General features: G+C 50.8%; 9 protein-coding genes. 6 read left to right on the top strand and 3 right to left on the bottom strand.

Annotated features, from left to right (window positions below; genetic code table 11):
* Positions 1 to 228: 228 nt before the first annotated feature.
* Positions 229 to 1,410 carry a hypothetical protein gene (locus H6G21_RS21840; protein ID WP_199307376.1) on the top strand — a complete coding sequence of 394 codons (1,182 nt, stop codon included), beginning with the start codon at positions 229 to 231 and terminating at the stop codon, positions 1,408 to 1,410.
* A 98-nt stretch (positions 1,411 to 1,508) separates the two neighbouring features.
* Here H6G21_RS21840 and H6G21_RS21835 read toward each other — a convergent pair whose 3' ends face one another.
* The gene (locus tag H6G21_RS21835; RefSeq protein WP_190575933.1) at positions 1,509 to 4,430 is read right to left on the bottom strand and encodes an ATP-binding protein; all 2,922 of its coding nucleotides are present in this window, start codon (positions 4,428 to 4,430) and stop codon (positions 1,509 to 1,511) included.
* Between the two features lie 685 nt (positions 4,431 to 5,115).
* Here H6G21_RS21835 and H6G21_RS25840 point away from each other — a divergent pair.
* The 5 genes from H6G21_RS25840 to H6G21_RS21810 all read left to right on the top strand — a co-directional run bounded on the left by H6G21_RS25840 (position 5,116) and on the right by H6G21_RS21810 (position 12,985).
* The gene (locus H6G21_RS25840) at positions 5,116 to 6,048 is read left to right on the top strand and encodes a circadian clock protein KaiA (RefSeq protein ID WP_347278055.1); all 933 of its coding nucleotides are present in this window, start codon (positions 5,116 to 5,118) and stop codon (positions 6,046 to 6,048) included.
* 447 nt (positions 6,049 to 6,495) lie between these two features.
* Positions 6,496 to 6,840, top strand: coding sequence for a circadian clock protein KaiB (kaiB, locus tag H6G21_RS21825; RefSeq protein WP_190575931.1), 345 nt, complete (start codon positions 6,496 to 6,498; stop codon positions 6,838 to 6,840).
* Positions 6,841 to 6,955: 115 nt separating this feature from the next.
* Positions 6,956 to 8,512, top strand: coding sequence for a circadian clock protein KaiC (kaiC, locus tag H6G21_RS21820; RefSeq protein ID WP_190575929.1), 1,557 nt, complete (start codon positions 6,956 to 6,958; stop codon positions 8,510 to 8,512).
* 302 nt (positions 8,513 to 8,814) lie between these two features.
* On the top strand, positions 8,815 to 11,451 hold the full coding sequence (alaS, locus tag H6G21_RS21815) for an alanine--tRNA ligase (RefSeq protein WP_190575927.1): 2,637 nt from the start codon (positions 8,815 to 8,817) through the stop codon (positions 11,449 to 11,451).
* Between the two features lie 331 nt (positions 11,452 to 11,782).
* Entirely contained in the window at positions 11,783 to 12,985 is a 1,203-nt protein-coding gene (locus H6G21_RS21810) for a phosphoglycerate kinase (protein WP_190575925.1), read from the top strand.
* Positions 12,986 to 13,448: 463 nt separating this feature from the next.
* Here H6G21_RS21810 and H6G21_RS21805 read toward each other — a convergent pair whose 3' ends face one another.
* Positions 13,449 to 15,458, bottom strand: a complete 2,010-nt coding sequence (locus H6G21_RS21805; RefSeq protein WP_190575923.1) for a peptidoglycan DD-metalloendopeptidase family protein — start codon at positions 15,456 to 15,458, stop codon at positions 13,449 to 13,451.
* A gap of 1,009 nt (positions 15,459 to 16,467) precedes the next feature.
* Positions 16,468 to 16,932: a tRNA (uridine(34)/cytosine(34)/5-carboxymethylaminomethyluridine(34)-2'-O)-methyltransferase TrmL gene (gene trmL, locus H6G21_RS21800; RefSeq protein WP_190575921.1), complete on the bottom strand. Its 465-nt coding sequence runs from the start codon at positions 16,930 to 16,932 to the stop codon at positions 16,468 to 16,470.
* Positions 16,933 to 17,134 lie beyond the last annotated feature (202 nt).

Genomic DNA, 17,134 nt, shown 5'->3' with positions numbered 1-17,134 from the left:
GAACTGATTTTATGCACTCACGGTTTTGAATCTACTGGGTTGTGCACCGACAATCGGGGGATGATGAACCCCATGGTTGTTGCTACCTAGGCACCTTCTTCGATTCCGTAGAATTACGAGATTGCATCCTTCTGCTGTCAAATTCTCAATTTGTGGGCATAATCCTGAAGAAACTGCGATCGCGCTTGTAGTGGTTATTACGGATCAATTTATCGCTGGTTAATATTTATGCAGATTGCTTATCTGACACAAGGCAAACTCTTTCTAACCACGCACAATGCCCAGCCTAAGGAAATAGAAAGCGAATTTGGCCAAACCGTTCAGGTCAGAAGCCTACAAATACAGCGCCAAAAAGCCTGGAAAAATCGCGGCATTATGGAAATGATGATGCCTCCAGCGGCGGTGACTCAGATGAAAAATCAACCGGAGGCCACGATCCCGATCGCGATTACCAGTCTGTGCCAGGGACAGGATCAAACCTTGCTCTATGCCCTGGAAGCGGGAGATGTGGGGGGAATTTTCCGCTTCGATCCCAGTTGCGATCGAGAATTGCGCCTGTTTCACAATGCAGATTTTCGGGTGGGGCATTTGGATTATCAGCCGGAGTTGGGTCTGATTGCTTGCACAACGACCTATGCAACGGGCATTTCCAACATCGCCACCATGGCCATTGATGGCAACCGCCCCCGCGACATTACTGAAGGCGACTCCCTCGATTTGGCTCCTCGGTGGATTCCGGGCGCAGGCAAAGCATTGGTCTATCAGTCCGCAGGTTTAGGGCGAACGGCAGATGGCTATGTGGGCGATCGAGCCCCGTTTACGATCGAAAAGCTCGATTTTAAGCAAGGGGATATTACGACCCTAGCAGCGGATCCTAAGGCGGATTTACTGTCCCCACAGATCGGAGTCGATGGCCTGCTCTACTACATCCGTCGGCCCTACAAAGCTCGCCATAGTGGCTTCAATCCCCTCAAAGTGCTCAAAGAAATTCTCTTGATCCCCGTGCGCTTGCTGTACGCAATTTTTCAGTGGCTGAACTTTTTTACGCAAATGTACACGGGCAAGCCTCTGATGCGAGCGGGCACCCATCAAAAAGTGGAACCCAAAATGCTCAAAGCTTGGGGGGAATGGATTACGCCCGAACAGTTGAAGGATAAAAACTTTGGGGATGCGGATGCCCCTTCGTTGGTGCCGCGAACCTGGCAACTGGTAAGGCAACCCCAGCAAGGTGTCGGCAATCCGGAAGTCATTGCAGAAGGGGTTTTGGCCTTTGACCTAGCCCCGGATGGCACGATCGTATTTACTAACGGGAGCGCCATTTATAGGATTGATCCCCAGGGGCAGCGATCGCGCTTATTAGTTGCCAACTGGATTGAGTCCGTTACGGCTCTAAGCGCATTGCCCAATTAAGCCATCTTCGTTCAGAAATCCTCTTAGGTCAGGTTGTCGAATTCGGTCAGGTTGTCGAACCTTGTCTTGTCTAGCCGCAATCCCTCAACTCTCATCCGTCAGGATGGCAACCCCAATTGCTGCCGCACCTGATCTAGTAAGCTTTCCATCGGTAAATTGGGTGAGGTTACTTGTACATTAGGCATTGCTGAAAAGGATCCCCGTCGCCGTCCAGATTTCGTGTGGTAATCAACCAGCAAAATGGGCAAATGGGGGTTGATCTGATTGACCTGTTGCAGGCCTAGCTTAATGGTTTCCGCTGAAATGCCTTCGTGCCAATACACCAGCAACTGATTCACGGTTTGGGTTTGCAGCTTGCGCAACAAGACTGAACTCTCCGGGACGATCGCCCCCCTCAGCCCTGCGGTATGAATGTACTGCATTAAGGCATTCAGCCAATCCAAGCCCTGGGCCAGTAACTTGGTCTCGTGGCCCACCCGATGGCTAAAAATCGCGCCATCTACAGCCAATAAAAAGGGTTGTCTGGTGCCAGAGTTGACCGCAACTTCAATCACTTGTAACAGAGATCGGGCCACTTCAGGAGTTAGGGGCAACCGCGTTTGGTTCATTAAACAAGGAAAGATGGTCAGCTCTTTGAGTTGAATGGCTGCCTGAGCAACAGCCATATCCAAAACCACGATCGGTAATGAAGCTAAGCAGGTTTGCAAGCGCAGTTGATTGAGATAGGTAAGCGGATCCGAAACCTCACCACTGAGTAACACCCCCTTCGGTTGCCAGACCCGCGCCAGCAATTCTGCCTGTTCTAAATCCGTTGCTTCAATCACCCGATAGTTATGGCTGTGAAGCAGATGACTCCATTCGATCCCAGCCCCATCGGCCTCCGGGGATAGGCAAAGGATTGAGGGAGATGCGTTTGAGGTTGGGGTGGATAACTCTACGGGAGTTTGCGTTAACTGTTCTAACGTATGGGCCAGTAAGCGATGGCGAATGGGAATCCCTAAAAAACCATCCGCTTGGTTGCAGTAAGCTTGGTGCTGTGCTGCTTGGGTTGCCATAACCACCACCGGGATTTGACAGGTTTTGGGATCGGATTTGAGCAGGGTCAACACATCCCATCCCGATAGCATCGGCAAAAAAGGATTGAGCAAAATCGCGTAGGGTTGGAGCTGGCGCGCTTTTTCTAGGGCTTCGGTGCCCGATCGTGCCACAATGACGCGATAGTCCAATGCCATCAATTGGTCACTGACATCCTCCAGGTTTCGCAAACTGACTTCCACCACCAGAACGAGCCGATTGCTTGCACGCACGCCCCGATCGGGGGGATCGTCGATCGCCACCACAGACGTAAATACCGGTGGAGTGGGTGGCAGTAGCAGGGTAAACTGACTGCCCTTATTTTCCCGAGAGATAAACGTGACATCCCCCCCATGGAGCCGAGCGAGCCGTTGGGTCAGAACCAGCCCCAACCCCGTTCCTTCAAACTGCCGCGTCAAGGGGCTTTCTAACTGTTGAAATTTCTGAAAGATCAAATGCTGTTTGTCGGCAGGAATCCCAATGCCGGTATCCCAGACGGTAAAGGCAATCCAGCCTTCCCAGTTGGCCACCTTAATCCCCACCTTGCCCTCCGGTTCTGTGAACTTGAGGGCATTGGACAATAGGTGCACCAACATCTGTTTCAGCCGATTGGGATCGGCGACCACCGTTTCCAGACCCGGTTCCACTTCCAGGGCGAGTTCCGAAACCTGTGAAGGATCGAGGAGAATGGGAGTGGCCTGACTCCCCTGGGGTGGCGATTCGTCCACTGGAGGCCAGCGCATCTGTTGTGCTTGGTCAAAAGCAATTTGACAAATCTCAGCGATCCGAATCGTTTGACAAGTTAATTCCACCTGTCCCGCTTCCATGCGCGTCAGATCGAGAATGTCATTGACCAGATGCATCAAGTGTTTACCACTGCGATGAATCAGTTGAATGTAACGGCGTTGCCGATCGTTCAGCGCACCGATTGACTCCTCTTTCATCAGGCTGGATAGGCCTAAAACCGCCGTAAGGGGTGTGCGTAACTCATGGCTCATGCAGGCCAAAAAGTCATCCTTCAGTCGATTCAATTGGATTAAATCAGCATTTTTTGCTGCTAATTCCCGCGCCAGTTGGTGTTGTTCTGTGACATCTTGCACCCAAATCAAGTCCCAACTTTCGCTCAATCCCGTCCCCCGCCCTTCAGTTTGGCGTTCCAGGGTCGCAATTTGGGAAGCCATCAAGGTGGGATCCAGCAATATTTCAGGCGCTACGGGCCGATCTCCCTCTGCTGGGGGGCGATCGGCGCGCCACACACCTGTGGCTCCTCGTGGATTGGCTGTAACCGCTAGCAGGGCTGTACTCAAGGGAACCGGGGTAAATTGCAAGACAACCTCCTGCCCCGTCTTGCAGCTACAACGGTAGAGTGCGCTCGGTATGGCTCTCATCCCCGTCTGCGCGCCCGGCGGAACCGGCGGCACTGATCCCCGGTGATCCCAAGTGTCTCCTCCCAGGGTGGGATCGTCCAAGAGGGGCGGGCTGGAGACCATCTTCTCCCCCTGCAAGAAACGACTTACCCACTGCAGTAACGCCATAGGTTCTTCAAGATCTTCAACTAATTTTCGCCATTGAAAATTAGAATGCCATTGGCTCGAATGTTGACTACACAGAAGAACTGGCAAGGGCAAGTAATTCAGCAACTCAAGGAGAAATGGCATCTGATCTAGCGCCAAGGGTTGAGTGACCGGGGCTTCAGCTAGGCTCCACAAGGACTTCACATCCTCCAAGGATTGCTCTAGTTCAAGGCTACGATCGAGTAACTTTGGCAATAACTGATGGAGAAACAGCGTCCCAATCACTTGAGACTGGGCATCGACAATTACAATTTGATCGCTGCGCCGTTGGTGACATTGCAGGAGCGCCGACCTCAGGGATAGCGTTGCGGAACAGGAAATCCCCGTTGCAGGGGATCTCCCAAATTGTGGCGGCGGCGCTTCGTTGAGCATATAACTCTAGCACAGGTGTCATTCGGGCAAGTTCGAGCAAGTTCAAGCAATTGAAGATTTAAGGATGATCCGAGGGGCAAAATGCAAAGGGTACAGAATGCAAAGGGTACAGAATGCAAAGGGTACAGAATACAAAGGGTACAGAATGCAAAGGGTACAGAATGCAAAAGGTTCAGAATACAAAGGGTGCAAAATGCAAAGGGTGCAAAATGCAACATTAGCCTACAAGCGAAGTCCCTTCGTCAAAGAGACTCAGATAAGTCAACCGATCTCAGAAATCACTATTTATTTCACTTAATTCAACTCGATCGAAGACACGGTGAATTCCAGGACACTCTCGACTGACTCTATTTATGCTAGAAAGCAATGAATCCCAGGAGACCCACGACCGTTGCGGCCCTGCGATACAATTCAAGGCCATGCCCCAATTATGACTCTGGATTCAACGAAAAGGGTTGTCCCGTTATAATGAATTCACGCTTTCAATCTTAAGAAAAGCTTAAGTCAATTAAAGTTTCATTCATTCCTACAAGTTTTTCGTTCTCCCTCGATCTTGCCCCCAGCGGCCAGAACTCCGCCCCCATCAGAGAGGTTGTGAAGTTCTGTGGGGATTCCAGGGAATTCCGCCGCGCTGACTCCGCCAATACTGACTCCGCCAATTTAAATATCTTTTTTAATTCCCACTGTGATTTCCTTTTCTTCTACATCTTCCAGTTCGCCAACCTTACTCATTTGTATTTTTGGCGCATCTCCAGCGATTTTGGCTACCGCTAAAAAACTGCTGGATCCAGATCGATATATCTTAATAACGCCCAAATCCCAGTCCGAGTTCTTCTATGCCATTGAAGCAGATCGGCAACAAATTGATTGTTTAGTGCTGCACACGGGCCCTTCCTTGGCCAATCTCATCAGTTGGCTCCATGACCATGGCACGCTGCTACCGACTGTGATCCTGGAACCCCACAGTGATACGGACGAGTCAATTCCAGAGGCACAATCCCTCGATCCCAGTGATGCAAATCTGACGTTTCTCTATCACACCGCTGAGATTCGTCTCTCGGAAACCCATTTGGACTATCTGAGCGATGAAATTAATCGTGCGATCGCGGAATTCCTGACCCTCTCTCCTTCCTGCCGTTTGCCGACAACGCCCACTGCCGATCTCGACCTCACCACAGATCTCACCACTCAAAACTTTTTAATGCTGCAACAGCGGCGACTGACTGACAAGCTCAAGGAACGGTTGGGCTACTTGGGGGTGTACTACAAGCGGAGTCCTCGCAACTTCTTACGCAATCTCCCCGCCAATGAACAACATGACTTCTTACAAGAGTTGAAGAAAAGTTATCGAGAGATCATCGTGGGCTACTTTGCAGATGGCGCAACCCTCAATCAAAAGATTGATGCCTATGTGGATATCGCCTTCCTCGCAGATATCCCAGTCTCAAAGGTGGTAGAAATCCATATGGAGATTATGGACGAATTTGCGAAGCAGTTAAAATTAGAAGGGAGAAATGAGGACGTCGTTTTAGACTACCGCTTAACGCTGATTGATACCCTGGCCCATCTCTGCGAAATGTACCGTCGTTCTATCCCGCGAGAATCAGCGGATTCCTAGGATTTTGTCTGAGAATGGCACCTGTGAATCTGGCACCTGAGGCTGGGGAAGCTCTTGTTGCAACTCTGTGCATATTTTTCGTGCCTATTGCAGTGCAGAGATTGCCGTCAGACGATGGTTTGCAACCATTCCTTTGCACCCAAGGGCCTCATTCGTTACGATCGATTCTGTAAATTATCTGTGAATCAGCGCGATCTGGTAAATCAGCCGATAGCATAACGGTTGTTCTGAGTCATTTGTTTGGAGTCAGTCACCCACCACTCATTCTATTTCATGCACCGGCTGTTATCCGTGATCCCCCCGAGTGATCTACCGTGCAAGGGATAGCTCCTTGGTAATCAACTCGGTTACTGACAGTCTCCGCAGCGTTTTTCTAGTCATTCCAACCGACGTCTGCGCTGTGCTCCATGCTGTGCTCCATTGTGGTATGTCCTAGTGGTAAGTCCTATGCAAGCAACTCGAAAAACCTACGTTCTCAAGCTTTATGTAGCTGGGAATACACCGAACTCCATTCGGGCGCTCAAAACGCTCAATAACATCCTGGAAGAAGAATTTCAAGGTGTCTACGCCCTTAAGGTCATTGATGTTCTCAAGAACCCCCAATTGGCCGAAGAAGATAAAATTCTAGCCACCCCCACCCTGGCTAAATTATTGCCGCCTCCGGTGCGAAAAATCATTGGTGACCTGTCCGATCGGGAACGCGTTCTGATTGGCCTTGACCTGCTGTACAGTGAGCTCCAGGATGAAAAAAATGACGCATGGCAGGATCAGCCTCCCACCCCAGAACCTTAGGGAAAACCGGGGAATCGTCCATGAGTTTGCATTTTTTGTGATAAAAACATGAGAAGTGTTACAAACCTTTGATCAAGACTTTGCGGGAGTTTACTCCGGCGTTTGATAAATTTCTATGGATGCCAACAAGCAATCTGAACTACGGAGTCGCTCGGAACTAGTCGGGGTGCAAAAAATTCGCACCATGATTGAGGGCTTCGATGATATTAGTCATGGCGGGTTTCCAGTCGGTCGCACCAGCTTGGTAAGCGGCACGTCAGGAACCGGAAAAACCCTTTTTGCCGTTCAATTTCTTTACAATGGCATCACCCAATTCGACGAAGCAGGCATTTTTGTCACCTTTGAAGAATCAACAGCGGACATCATCAAAAACGCGGTGAGCTTTGGATGGGATCTCCAAAGACTGATTGATGAAGGTAAATTGTTCATTCTGGATGCCTCGCCCGACCCTGAAGGGCAGGAAGTGGTGGGAAATTTCGATTTTTCCGCCTTGATTGAACGAATTCAGTACGCCATTCGCAAGTACAAAGCCAAACGGGTGTCGATCGATTCCGTGACGGCACTGTTCCAGCAGTACGACTCCGCCTCCGTGGTACGCCGCGAAATTCTGCGCCTTGTCTCTCGGCTGAAGCAGATTGGGGTAACCACCGTGATTACCACCGAGCGTACCGAAGAGTACGGCCCCGTGGCCCGGTTTGGCGTTGAGGAATTTGTGTCCGACAACGTTGTAATTGTGCGCAACGTCCTAGAGGGTGAGCGCCGACGGCGCACCATGGAAATCCTCAAATTGCGCGGCACCACCCATATGAAGGGCGAGTACCCCTTCACCATTACCGACCAGGGCATCAACATCTTTCCCTTGGGCGCAATGCGGCTTACCCAGCGATCGTCCAATGCCCGCGTCTCCTCCGGGGTCAAAACCTTGGACGAAATGTGCGGCGGGGGCTTTTTCAAGGACTCGATCATCCTGGCAACGGGGGCCACAGGTACCGGAAAAACCCTCTTGGTCAGCAAGTTCCTCCAGGAAGGCTGTATGCAAGGGGAACGGGCTATTTTATTTGCCTACGAAGAATCCCGCGCCCAACTGTCCCGCAATGCCTATTCCTGGGGCATTGACTTTGAAGACCTGGAACAACAGGGGCTGCTCAAAATTATCTGTGCCTACCCAGAATCGGCAGGCTTAGAAGACCACCTGCAAATCATTAAGTCGGAAATTGCGGAATTCAAGCCCACTCGCATTGCGATCGATTCCCTCTCCGCCTTGGCGCGGGGCGTGAGCAATAATGCCTTCCGGCAGTTTGTGATTGGGGTGACAGGCTTTGCCAAGCAGGAAGAAATTACCGGCTTCTTCACCAACACCACCGACCAGTTCATGGGTTCCCACTCGATTACGGATTCCCACATTTCCACCATCACCGACACGATCATCATGTTGCAGTATGTGGAAATTCGGGGTGAGATGTCGCGAGCGCTCAACGTCTTCAAGATGCGGGGCTCCTGGCACGACAAGGGCATCCGGGAGTACACCATCAGTGCCCAAGGGCCAGAAATCAAGGATTCCTTCCGCAATTTCGAGCGTATTATCAGCGGTTCCCCCAGCCGCATTGCGATCGACGAAAAGGCAGAACTGGGACGAATTGCCAAGGGCTTAAAGTTGGATGACAGCTTGTAACCCTGTTCTGTCTCCCTCGTTTTGTCATGCCCATTTTGTCATGCCCATTTTGTCAACCTCGTTTGTCCCTGGGATTTGCGAGGAGGCAGGGTTGACGATCCAGCGCTAGCCCGATCGACCTGCCCTAGTCAGGCTCCAGTCAGGCTCCAGTTAAGCCCCAGTTAATTAACTTCAGCCCAAGGGGATAGGTACGATCGACAACCATGCCGGATTTCCCCATGTAGAATCCTGTCTTTGTGAGAATTCCACGGCAGAATTAAGATAGTATTCTGTGGAATTTTGACAAACTCGATAAACCTGCCATGGCAACCCCGCAAACCCCGACTCCTTTGAGCGGCGCACAAATTCGTCAACAGTTTCTGGCCTTCTTTGAAAGCAAGGGACATAAGCCCATGGCGAGTGCCTCCCTCGTACCCGAAGATCCCACCGTACTGCTGACGATCGCGGGGATGTTACCGTTTAAGCCCATTTTTCTAGGCCAGCGCCAGCCAGAGTTTCCTCGGGCAACCACCTCCCAGAAATGTATTCGCACCAATGATATTGAGAATGTGGGTCGCACGGCTCGCCACCATACATTCTTTGAAATGTTGGGCAACTTCAGCTTTGGCGATTACTTCAAAAAACAAGCGATCGCCTACGCTTGGGAACTGACCACCCAAGTCTTTCAAATTCCGCCCGATCGGGTCGTGGTCAGCGTCTTTGAAGAGGATGACGAAGCCTTTGCCCTCTGGCGCGATGACATTGGCATTCCCGCCCACCGGATTCAGCGTATGGGCGCAGATGACAACTTTTGGGTATCCGGCCCCACTGGCCCCTGCGGTCCCTGTTCAGAACTGTACTACGACTTCAAGCCGGAGTTAGGCGACGATGCCATTGACCTGGAAGATGACTCGCGGTTTATCGAGTTCTACAACCTGGTCTTCATGCAGTACAACCGGGATGCCGAAGGTACCCTAACGCCCCTACAAAACCAGAATATTGACACCGGCATGGGCTTGGAGCGGATGGCTCAAATTCTCCAGAAAAAGCCCAACAACTACGAAACCGACCTAATTTTCCCGATCATCGAAACCGCCGCTGCCCTGGCTGGCATTGATTATCACACTGCAACGGAAGAAACTAAAGTTTCCCTTAAGGTCATTGGAGATCATGTCCGTGCAGTGGTACACATGATTGCTGATGGAATCACTGCCTCCAACGAAGGTCGAGGCTATATTTTGCGACGGTTGATCCGTCGGGTGGTACGCCACGGACGATTGCTGGGGATTCAGGAAAATTTCACAATTAAGGTCGCTGAAACAGCCATTCAGCTATCGGAAGTCCAATATCCTAACGTACGGGAACGGGAAGAATTTATTCAATCTAATTTGCAACTGGAAGAACAACGCTTCCGGGAAACCCTCGATCGCGGTGAGAAGTTACTAGAGGAAATCCTCGATCGGGTCAAGGACACCATTCCTGGCACAGATGCCTTCGTTCTCTATGACACCTACGGCTTCCCGGTGGAATTGACCCAAGAGATCGCTGAAGAAAAGGGCTTGACCGTGGATATGGCGGGCTTCAATGCTGAAATGGAAAAACAGCGGGAACGAGCTAAGGCTGCCCATAAGTCGATCGACCTCACCGTCCAAGGCTCCCTAGACACGTTGGCAGAGCAAATTCATCCCACGGATTTTCTGGGCCATCAACAAACCAGTCATGCCGCCAAGGTCGAATTGTTGCTAGTTAACGGTGAACCGGTAGAGACAGCGATCGCGGGAACAGCAGTCCAAGTGATCGTGGATAAAACACCCTTTTATGCAGAATCTGGGGGACAAATCGGCGATCGGGGCTACTTCTCTACCGGAGACACCCTGGTACGGATCGAAGATGTGCAGAAGGAATCCGGGTTCTTTGTCCACTATGGCAAGGTGGAACGGGGCAGCCTTCAAACCGGATCCACGGTCACTGCGCAGATTGATCTGGCCTGCCGTCGCCGCGCCCAAGCCAACCACTCCGCCACGCACCTCTTGCAGTCCGCCCTGAAAAAATTGGTGGATGAAAATATCGGTCAAGCCGGATCCTTAGTCTCCTTCGATCGGCTGCGGTTCGACTTCAACTATGCCAAAGCCCTTACCCCAGAGCAGGTGCAACAAGTAGAGGAACAGGTCAATCTCTGGATTGCCGAAGCCCACGGATCCGTAATTGCAGAAATGTCCCTTACCGAGGCTAAGGCTAAGGGGGCTACTGCTATGTTCGGCGAAAAATATGCCGATGTGGTGCGGGTCATCGATTTTCCTGGCGTCTCCATGGAACTGTGCGGCGGTACCCACGTGAACAACACGGCGGAAATTGGCGTGTTCAAAATTATTTCGGAAACGGGGGTCGCTGCGGGGATCCGTCGGATTGAAGCAGTGGCAGGGCCAGCGGTGTTGGATTACCTCAACGTTCGGGAAGCGGTGGTGAAGGATCTCAGCGATCGCTTTAAGGTCAAACCGGAGGAAATCAGCGATCGCATCACCAGCCTACAAACGGAACTGAAGGACACCCAAAAACAATTGGCCGCAACCAAGGCTCAGTTAGCCGTGGCCAAATCCGATCAACTGCTAGCAGAAGCAGAGGCGATCGGATCCTTCAAGGTGCTCGTGGCAGAATTACCAGGAGCCGATGCCGACTCGCTCAAGAGCGCAGCGGAAACCCTGTTACAAAAGCTAGGCGAGGGTGCTGTCGTTCTCGGATCCAGTCCTGAAGAAGGGAAGGTTAATTTTGTTGCCACCTTTGCCAAGGGTGTTGTCGACAAAGGACTGCAAGCGGGGAAAGTTGTGGGCGCGATCGCCAAAATCTGTGGCGGTGGTGGCGGTGGTCGTCCCAATTTTGCCCAGGCGGGAGGGCGAGATGCGAGCAAACTCCAGGCGGCGCTGGAGGAGGCGAAACAACAACTCACGGTAGGACTTAGCTAGGCCCTGATTCCCTTAAGCTACTCGATCACAGCAGCGCACCGATCTACTAGCGCACCGATCTACTATGGGGTCTGTTTTGCCTGCTATGGGGTCTGTTTTGCTGCGGATCGAGTCCATTCAATCAAGGTTCTCTCCAGGTTGCTTCCGTTTAGATTGCGCAATTTCAACGCTGAGATCGCAGTCCTACGCGACCTGGGAGGGAATTTGTGTATGAACATTTTTTCGTCTGCAAATTCTTAAAAAATAGGGGATCGTATGTAACGAATTAATGCGACTATATGGACTAGGTACAAAAACTTATCCAAATAATCTATCGAGGGAGAGTCGATCCGTGCCTAAGAAGACGATCGAAAACTTGACTGCCGCTGATTTACAAGGCAAGCGCGTATTTGTCCGTGTAGACTTTAACGTGCCTGTAGATGAGAATCGCAATATTACCGACGATACTCGGATCCGGGCTGCTCTGCCCACCATTCAAAACCTCACTTCCAAGGGCGCGAAGGTAATCCTGGCTAGCCACTTCGGTCGTCCCAAGGGCGTGGATGACAAACTGCGTTTAGATCCCGTTGCACAACGGTTGTCCGAACTCCTCGGCAAGTCCGTCGTCAAAACCGATGATTGCATCGGCGATGATGTGGCTGCAAAAGTGGGTGCCCTGAACGATGGCGACGTGTTGTTGCTGGAAAACGTTCGGTTCTACCCCGAAGAAGAAAAGAACGATCCCGAGTTCGCTAAGAAACTGGCTTCCGTTGCTGACCTCTACGTCAACGATGCCTTCGGAACCGCTCACCGCGCCCACGCATCCACTGAGGGCGTGACCAAGTACCTCAGCCCCTCCGTTGCTGGTCTGCTGGTAGAAAAAGAACTGCAATTCCTGCAAGAAGCGATCGAAAATCCCCAACAGCCTCTGGCGGCGATCGTTGGCGGATCCAAAGTCTCCAGCAAAATCGGTGTGATCGAAACCCTGCTGGAAAAAGTAGACAAGCTGTTCATCGGCGGTGGCATGGTCTTCACCTTCTACAAAGCCCGCGGTCTGTCCGTCGGTAGCTCGTTGGTAGAAGATGACAAGATAGAACTCGCGAAGTCCTTGGAAATTAAAGCCAGAGAAAAAGGCGTTGAGTTGCTGTTACCGACCGACGTTGTAGTAGCTGATAAATTCTCTGCTGAAGCGAATACTCAAACCGTGGCTGCTGAAGCAATTCCCGATGGCTGGATGGGTCTGGACATCGGCCCCGACTCCGTAGCAACCTTCCAAGCCGCTCTGGCTGACTGTAAGAGCGTCATCTGGAATGGCCCCATGGGTGTGTTTGAAATTGACAAGTTCGCTAAGGGAACTGAAGCGATCGCCAACACCCTAGCAGGATTAACGCCCCAAGGTTGCACCACCATCATCGGCGGTGGTGACTCTGTGGCAGCCGTAGAAAAAGTGGGGGTTGCTAGCCAAATGAGCCACATCTCAACGGGTGGTGGTGCCAGCCTAGAACTGTTGGAAGGCAAGGTGCTTCCTGGTATTGCAGCTCTCGATGAAGCTTAATTGCTAGAGATTGCAAACTTAATTGCTAGGGGTTCAAGCGCCCCTAACTAATTTTTTGTTCCTGCGGACATGGTGTAAGCCATGTCTTTTTTTGCAGGAATAATTTTTATGGAAACAATTAGGAAGAGGCTTGGAGATCAGGGGCAATACACATTTCTCTACTGATGGGGTTACAGAATCTTCTGATTGCGGAATCTTCTGACTGTGGGCTCCAGTCATGGAAAATTTACGTTCAAGCCTCACATTGCGATAGTTCCAGTCTTGCGATGGTTCCAGTCTGTACCTGTTACAGGCCACCTAGGCCCAGAATGCTCTTCCCTACCCCTCAGCGAATGAACCTAAGCGGAAAAGAGGGGAACCTAATCAGGCTCCCCTCTTGAGTTGTACTTTTTGAGTTGTACTTTGAAAATTAATCAGACTGTAGCTAGTTCGTTAGCTAGCTCATCGCTAGTAGGGATAAAAACTAGCTAGAAGCATTACCAATGTAGGCGATCGGATTTACCGTGCCCCCATTGGGAAGGTGAATTTCAAAGTGGGTGTGTGGCCCAGTACTAAACCCAGTGCTACCCATCTCAGCAATTTGTTGACCCTGTGCAACCTGTTGGCCAACTCGGACTAAATTCCGATTGTTGTGGGCATAGCGGGTCATGCTGCCATCGGGGTGAGTGACTTCCACCAAATAGCCATAGCCTCCGTCATTCCACCCTGAGAAGGAAACAACCCCATTTGCAGAAGCAACCACTGGCGTACCCACAGGAGCCGCGACGTCAATGCCTCTGTGCATCCGTCCCCATCTCCAGCCATAGCCAGAGGTAAAGACTCCCTTAGCAGGCCAGATGTAGCCCGTCATCTTACCACTGCCTTTACCGGGCAAGTAGTTGTCAGGAGTCCCGATCGGGGGTAGGTCAGGAGACACCATTCTGCGCACCGAAGCTTGCACAACAGGGGCATAGGACTCAGAACCCACAGAAGCGCGAGCAACCACCTGACGTTTCGGCCGTTCAGCCACAGGCAGGGTTTGCACCTTCTGCATCTGCTGAACCCGTTGCTGACCCAGGGAACGCACTTCGGACAGAAGGCTATCTAAGCGGGTGCCTGGCTTGAACTCAGGATTCACCGCCATTGGCTTAGGCGCATTGAGTGCCAAGGAGGTTGGTACGGGCGCAGACGCACGCTGAGGCTCCTTGTACTGCACTGAGCGTGCCGTAACGGTAGAGGTAGAGGCTTGCTGATACTTCTGACGCAGTTTAGCAACCTCAGCCACTAGGTTTTCCACATAGCGACCTTTGGGCTTCTCCGGGGTCACCAAGGAATCAACCGTGGGCGGTTGAAGAACCTTTGCATTCGGTAACGTGTTCAGGTTAGGAGTCGATAGCGCGATCGCCTCAGAAGAAACAACCTTCGGGACGGCAGCCGTTGATGTTTCAGCCTTAACCGTGGGGATCTGGCTCGAAGCCACTTTTACAGAATCCACTGATTTTGTAGAAGCGACTGACTGGTTGGCCGACAGACCTTTGACCTCTGGCAGGCTCTTCACCTCTGACAGATTCGCCAACCGCTCCCCAGTAGCTGCCTGAGGAATGCGAATGACTTGGTTGGCTTTGAGCAAATCTGGATTATCCAAATTATTCAGGGCAGCCAGTTCCCGAGAGGAAACCCCGTGGGTTTTCGCGATCGTCGAAAGGGTCTCCCCAGAATTTACTTGATAGTTAGTAAAGTTCTGCTCTGAAGGCACTACCACTGATTGCTGGTCTGACAAGCGACTAGAAGCTAGCGTTTTCAGAGACTCCTCAGACTTCAACTCCGCCAAACTTGACTTAAGACGATCCCGCTTCTGCTGAAGCTTTGAGAATGCTTCACTTTGCTTGAGCTTCACCGGACTATCAGCCATCAGGGAAGCATCATCAGCACCGGTGGCGGCAGATGCCACTAGTAACCTGTTAGAAGCTGTTTCTTCAACATTCGGGAGAACAACATCTGCTGACTGCGAGGATACTTCTTGGGTCTTCGTAACCGCCTGAGTCACCTCAGGCACCTCCAAGACTTGACCAACATACAGCGTAGATGAGGGTCTTAGGCCATTGGCTGAGGCCAATGCTTTAACATCCACACCATACTGAGCAGCAATCTTCCAAAGGGTTTGCCCCTCTTGCACAGTATGAGTGACTTTGGTGATATCTGCTGACTTTGGCAAAGCAGCAGTCAGAGAGAGATCAGGCGCAGTTTGAGCAGATGGCTCAGTTGAGACAGGCTCAGATTTACCAGGGTCTTGACTGGTTGCTGCGTGAGCTTTCTGGGGTACCAGTAGGCCACAAGTCCCCACTGATAACGCAACCCCCAACATCGCAACGGAACCGTAGGTAAGACGATTCCCTTCCTGATTCGAGTCCTTCACTTGCTCCACTATGGCAGCGGAACCATCATCGGCACAGGCAGGAACAGACCTGACCTTCTGTGGAATTGTACGTTTCAAAAAACGACCTCCTCAATGTCCAGCGTTTAACTGTCCTCGAGCCATTTCAGCTTGCTGCCCTTGACTCATCACTGACCAGATGAAGAATTTGTCATCTAGCCTCTTAGTCTAGGCGAACAGAACATCCAAGACAGATTACACCACTCTTGTCTACTTAGACAAATTTGAGATTACTCAACATGATGCAATGTGAACTTGCCCAGATTAAATAGCAAACTTTCTTAGGTGGTGTCAACCAAGGATGAAACTTACAGCTCGAAATCTTTACCTAAAAGTAAAGTTACTTAAGTGTGTAATCTACACGACAGATTACTGCAGTAACAGAGCACACAGCGTAAACCGTGGCGTCCTGTAGTTAAAGTCCCGAGAAAGTTCTGCACCCAGTTTCCAGAGAGACTGTGCAGAAATCGAGGAGTAGCGGCCATTACACTTCTGCCCACTCGATCGACACAGCTTTTGTTTGCCTGTATACAGAGTTTCTTTTTGCTGTGAATAAATCAGTGATTACCTCAGCCAAGGAGATAAACCAGCAAGATAGTATTCATCAGCTTTTCGGAACTTAGCCTCACACCGTACAAGAAGAGTTTCCTCAGTTTCTAGACTGGATACAATTCGCTTCTAAATCACTAAGTGAGATCGCTGAAGTTACTATTGTTTTTTTTAATCAAACAGTTTGACAGTCAGAGGCTGAGTCGTCACCAAATTTCTAATCATGTCCGGGTCATCCAAAATAACTGATATCCCTTGGTGGAAGCCCATCCTGGCACTCTGAAATGCCTGAAAAAGAACTCACTGATTAGACTTTCCTATCTGTGGGACAGCCCTGACTTATGCATCATGATTTGTTAACCAATTAGCATTAATTTTTGGGGAAATGTTAGGCAAGGTTCTCAACCCAAGGGAGGCTCGTTGGGGCAATCTGTACACCAACATTGAGGTTGTCTCAAGAATTGAGGTTGGCCCAAGGATTGAGATTGACCTAATTGAGATTGGCCTCACCGACGGTGGCTTAACCAACTAGTTGCCCCAACTGACGCCGTGCTTCAAACAAGCCGATCGCGACACTGACCGATAGATTGAGGCTCCGCACTTGGGGTTCCGCCATGGGAATTCGCAGGATATCATCACAGGGTTCCAAGGCTTCCTTGGGCAATCCCTGGGTTTCGCAACCAAACATCAACCAATCTTCCGGCTGATAGCAGTAGTCCGCATAGTTGACTGTTCCGTGGGTACTAAAGGCTAAAAGACGACCGCCTAATTTCTGCTGGTAGGTCTGAAAGTCAGCCAGGGAGTCGTGATACTGGAGGTTGACATAGGGCCAATAATCCAATCCAGCCCGTTTGAGGTAGCGATCGCTCAGCTCAAAGCCAAGCGGCCCCACTAGATGAAGCTCCGTCTTAGTAGCAGCACAAGTTCGAGCAATATTGCCAGTATTCGGTGGAATTTCTGGATGAACAAGGACAATCCGAGGCATAGAAAGTTCTAGGGTAAATCAAACAGACCAACTAACCACAGTCAACAACCGCTGATTTGTGGGCAAGAACAATAGATTTTATTAATGAGTGGTCAACTGCGAGGCAATGATTAGATATATTAATCAATAAGTGCCATTTAGCACCATCGAAATTGAACCACTCTCTGAACATGCAGGATTTTACGTTTGCTAATCCGTGTTG

The organism is Alkalinema sp. FACHB-956, assembly GCF_014697025.1.
GTDB lineage: Bacteria > Cyanobacteriota > Cyanobacteriia > Leptolyngbyales > Leptolyngbyaceae > Alkalinema.
Note: the sequence above shows the minus strand (reverse complement) of the source record. Positions and strands in the feature narration are given on the sequence as shown.

Excerpts from the sequence above, each read along its gene's own strand:
- kaiC (WP_190575929.1), top strand. The coding sequence starts at position 6,956 with ATGGATGCCAACAAGCAATCTGAACTACGGAGTCGCTCGGAACTAGTC.
- H6G21_RS21840 (WP_199307376.1), top strand. The coding sequence starts at position 229 with ATGCAGATTGCTTATCTGACACAAGGCAAACTCTTTCTAACCACGCAC.
- kaiB (WP_190575931.1), top strand. The coding sequence starts at position 6,496 with ATGCAAGCAACTCGAAAAACCTACGTTCTCAAGCTTTATGTAGCTGGG.
- trmL (WP_190575921.1), bottom strand. The coding sequence starts at position 16,932 with ATGCCTCGGATTGTCCTTGTTCATCCAGAAATTCCACCGAATACTGGC.
- alaS (WP_190575927.1), top strand. The coding sequence starts at position 8,815 with ATGGCAACCCCGCAAACCCCGACTCCTTTGAGCGGCGCACAAATTCGT.
- H6G21_RS21835 (WP_190575933.1), bottom strand. The coding sequence starts at position 4,430 with ATGCTCAACGAAGCGCCGCCGCCACAATTTGGGAGATCCCCTGCAACG.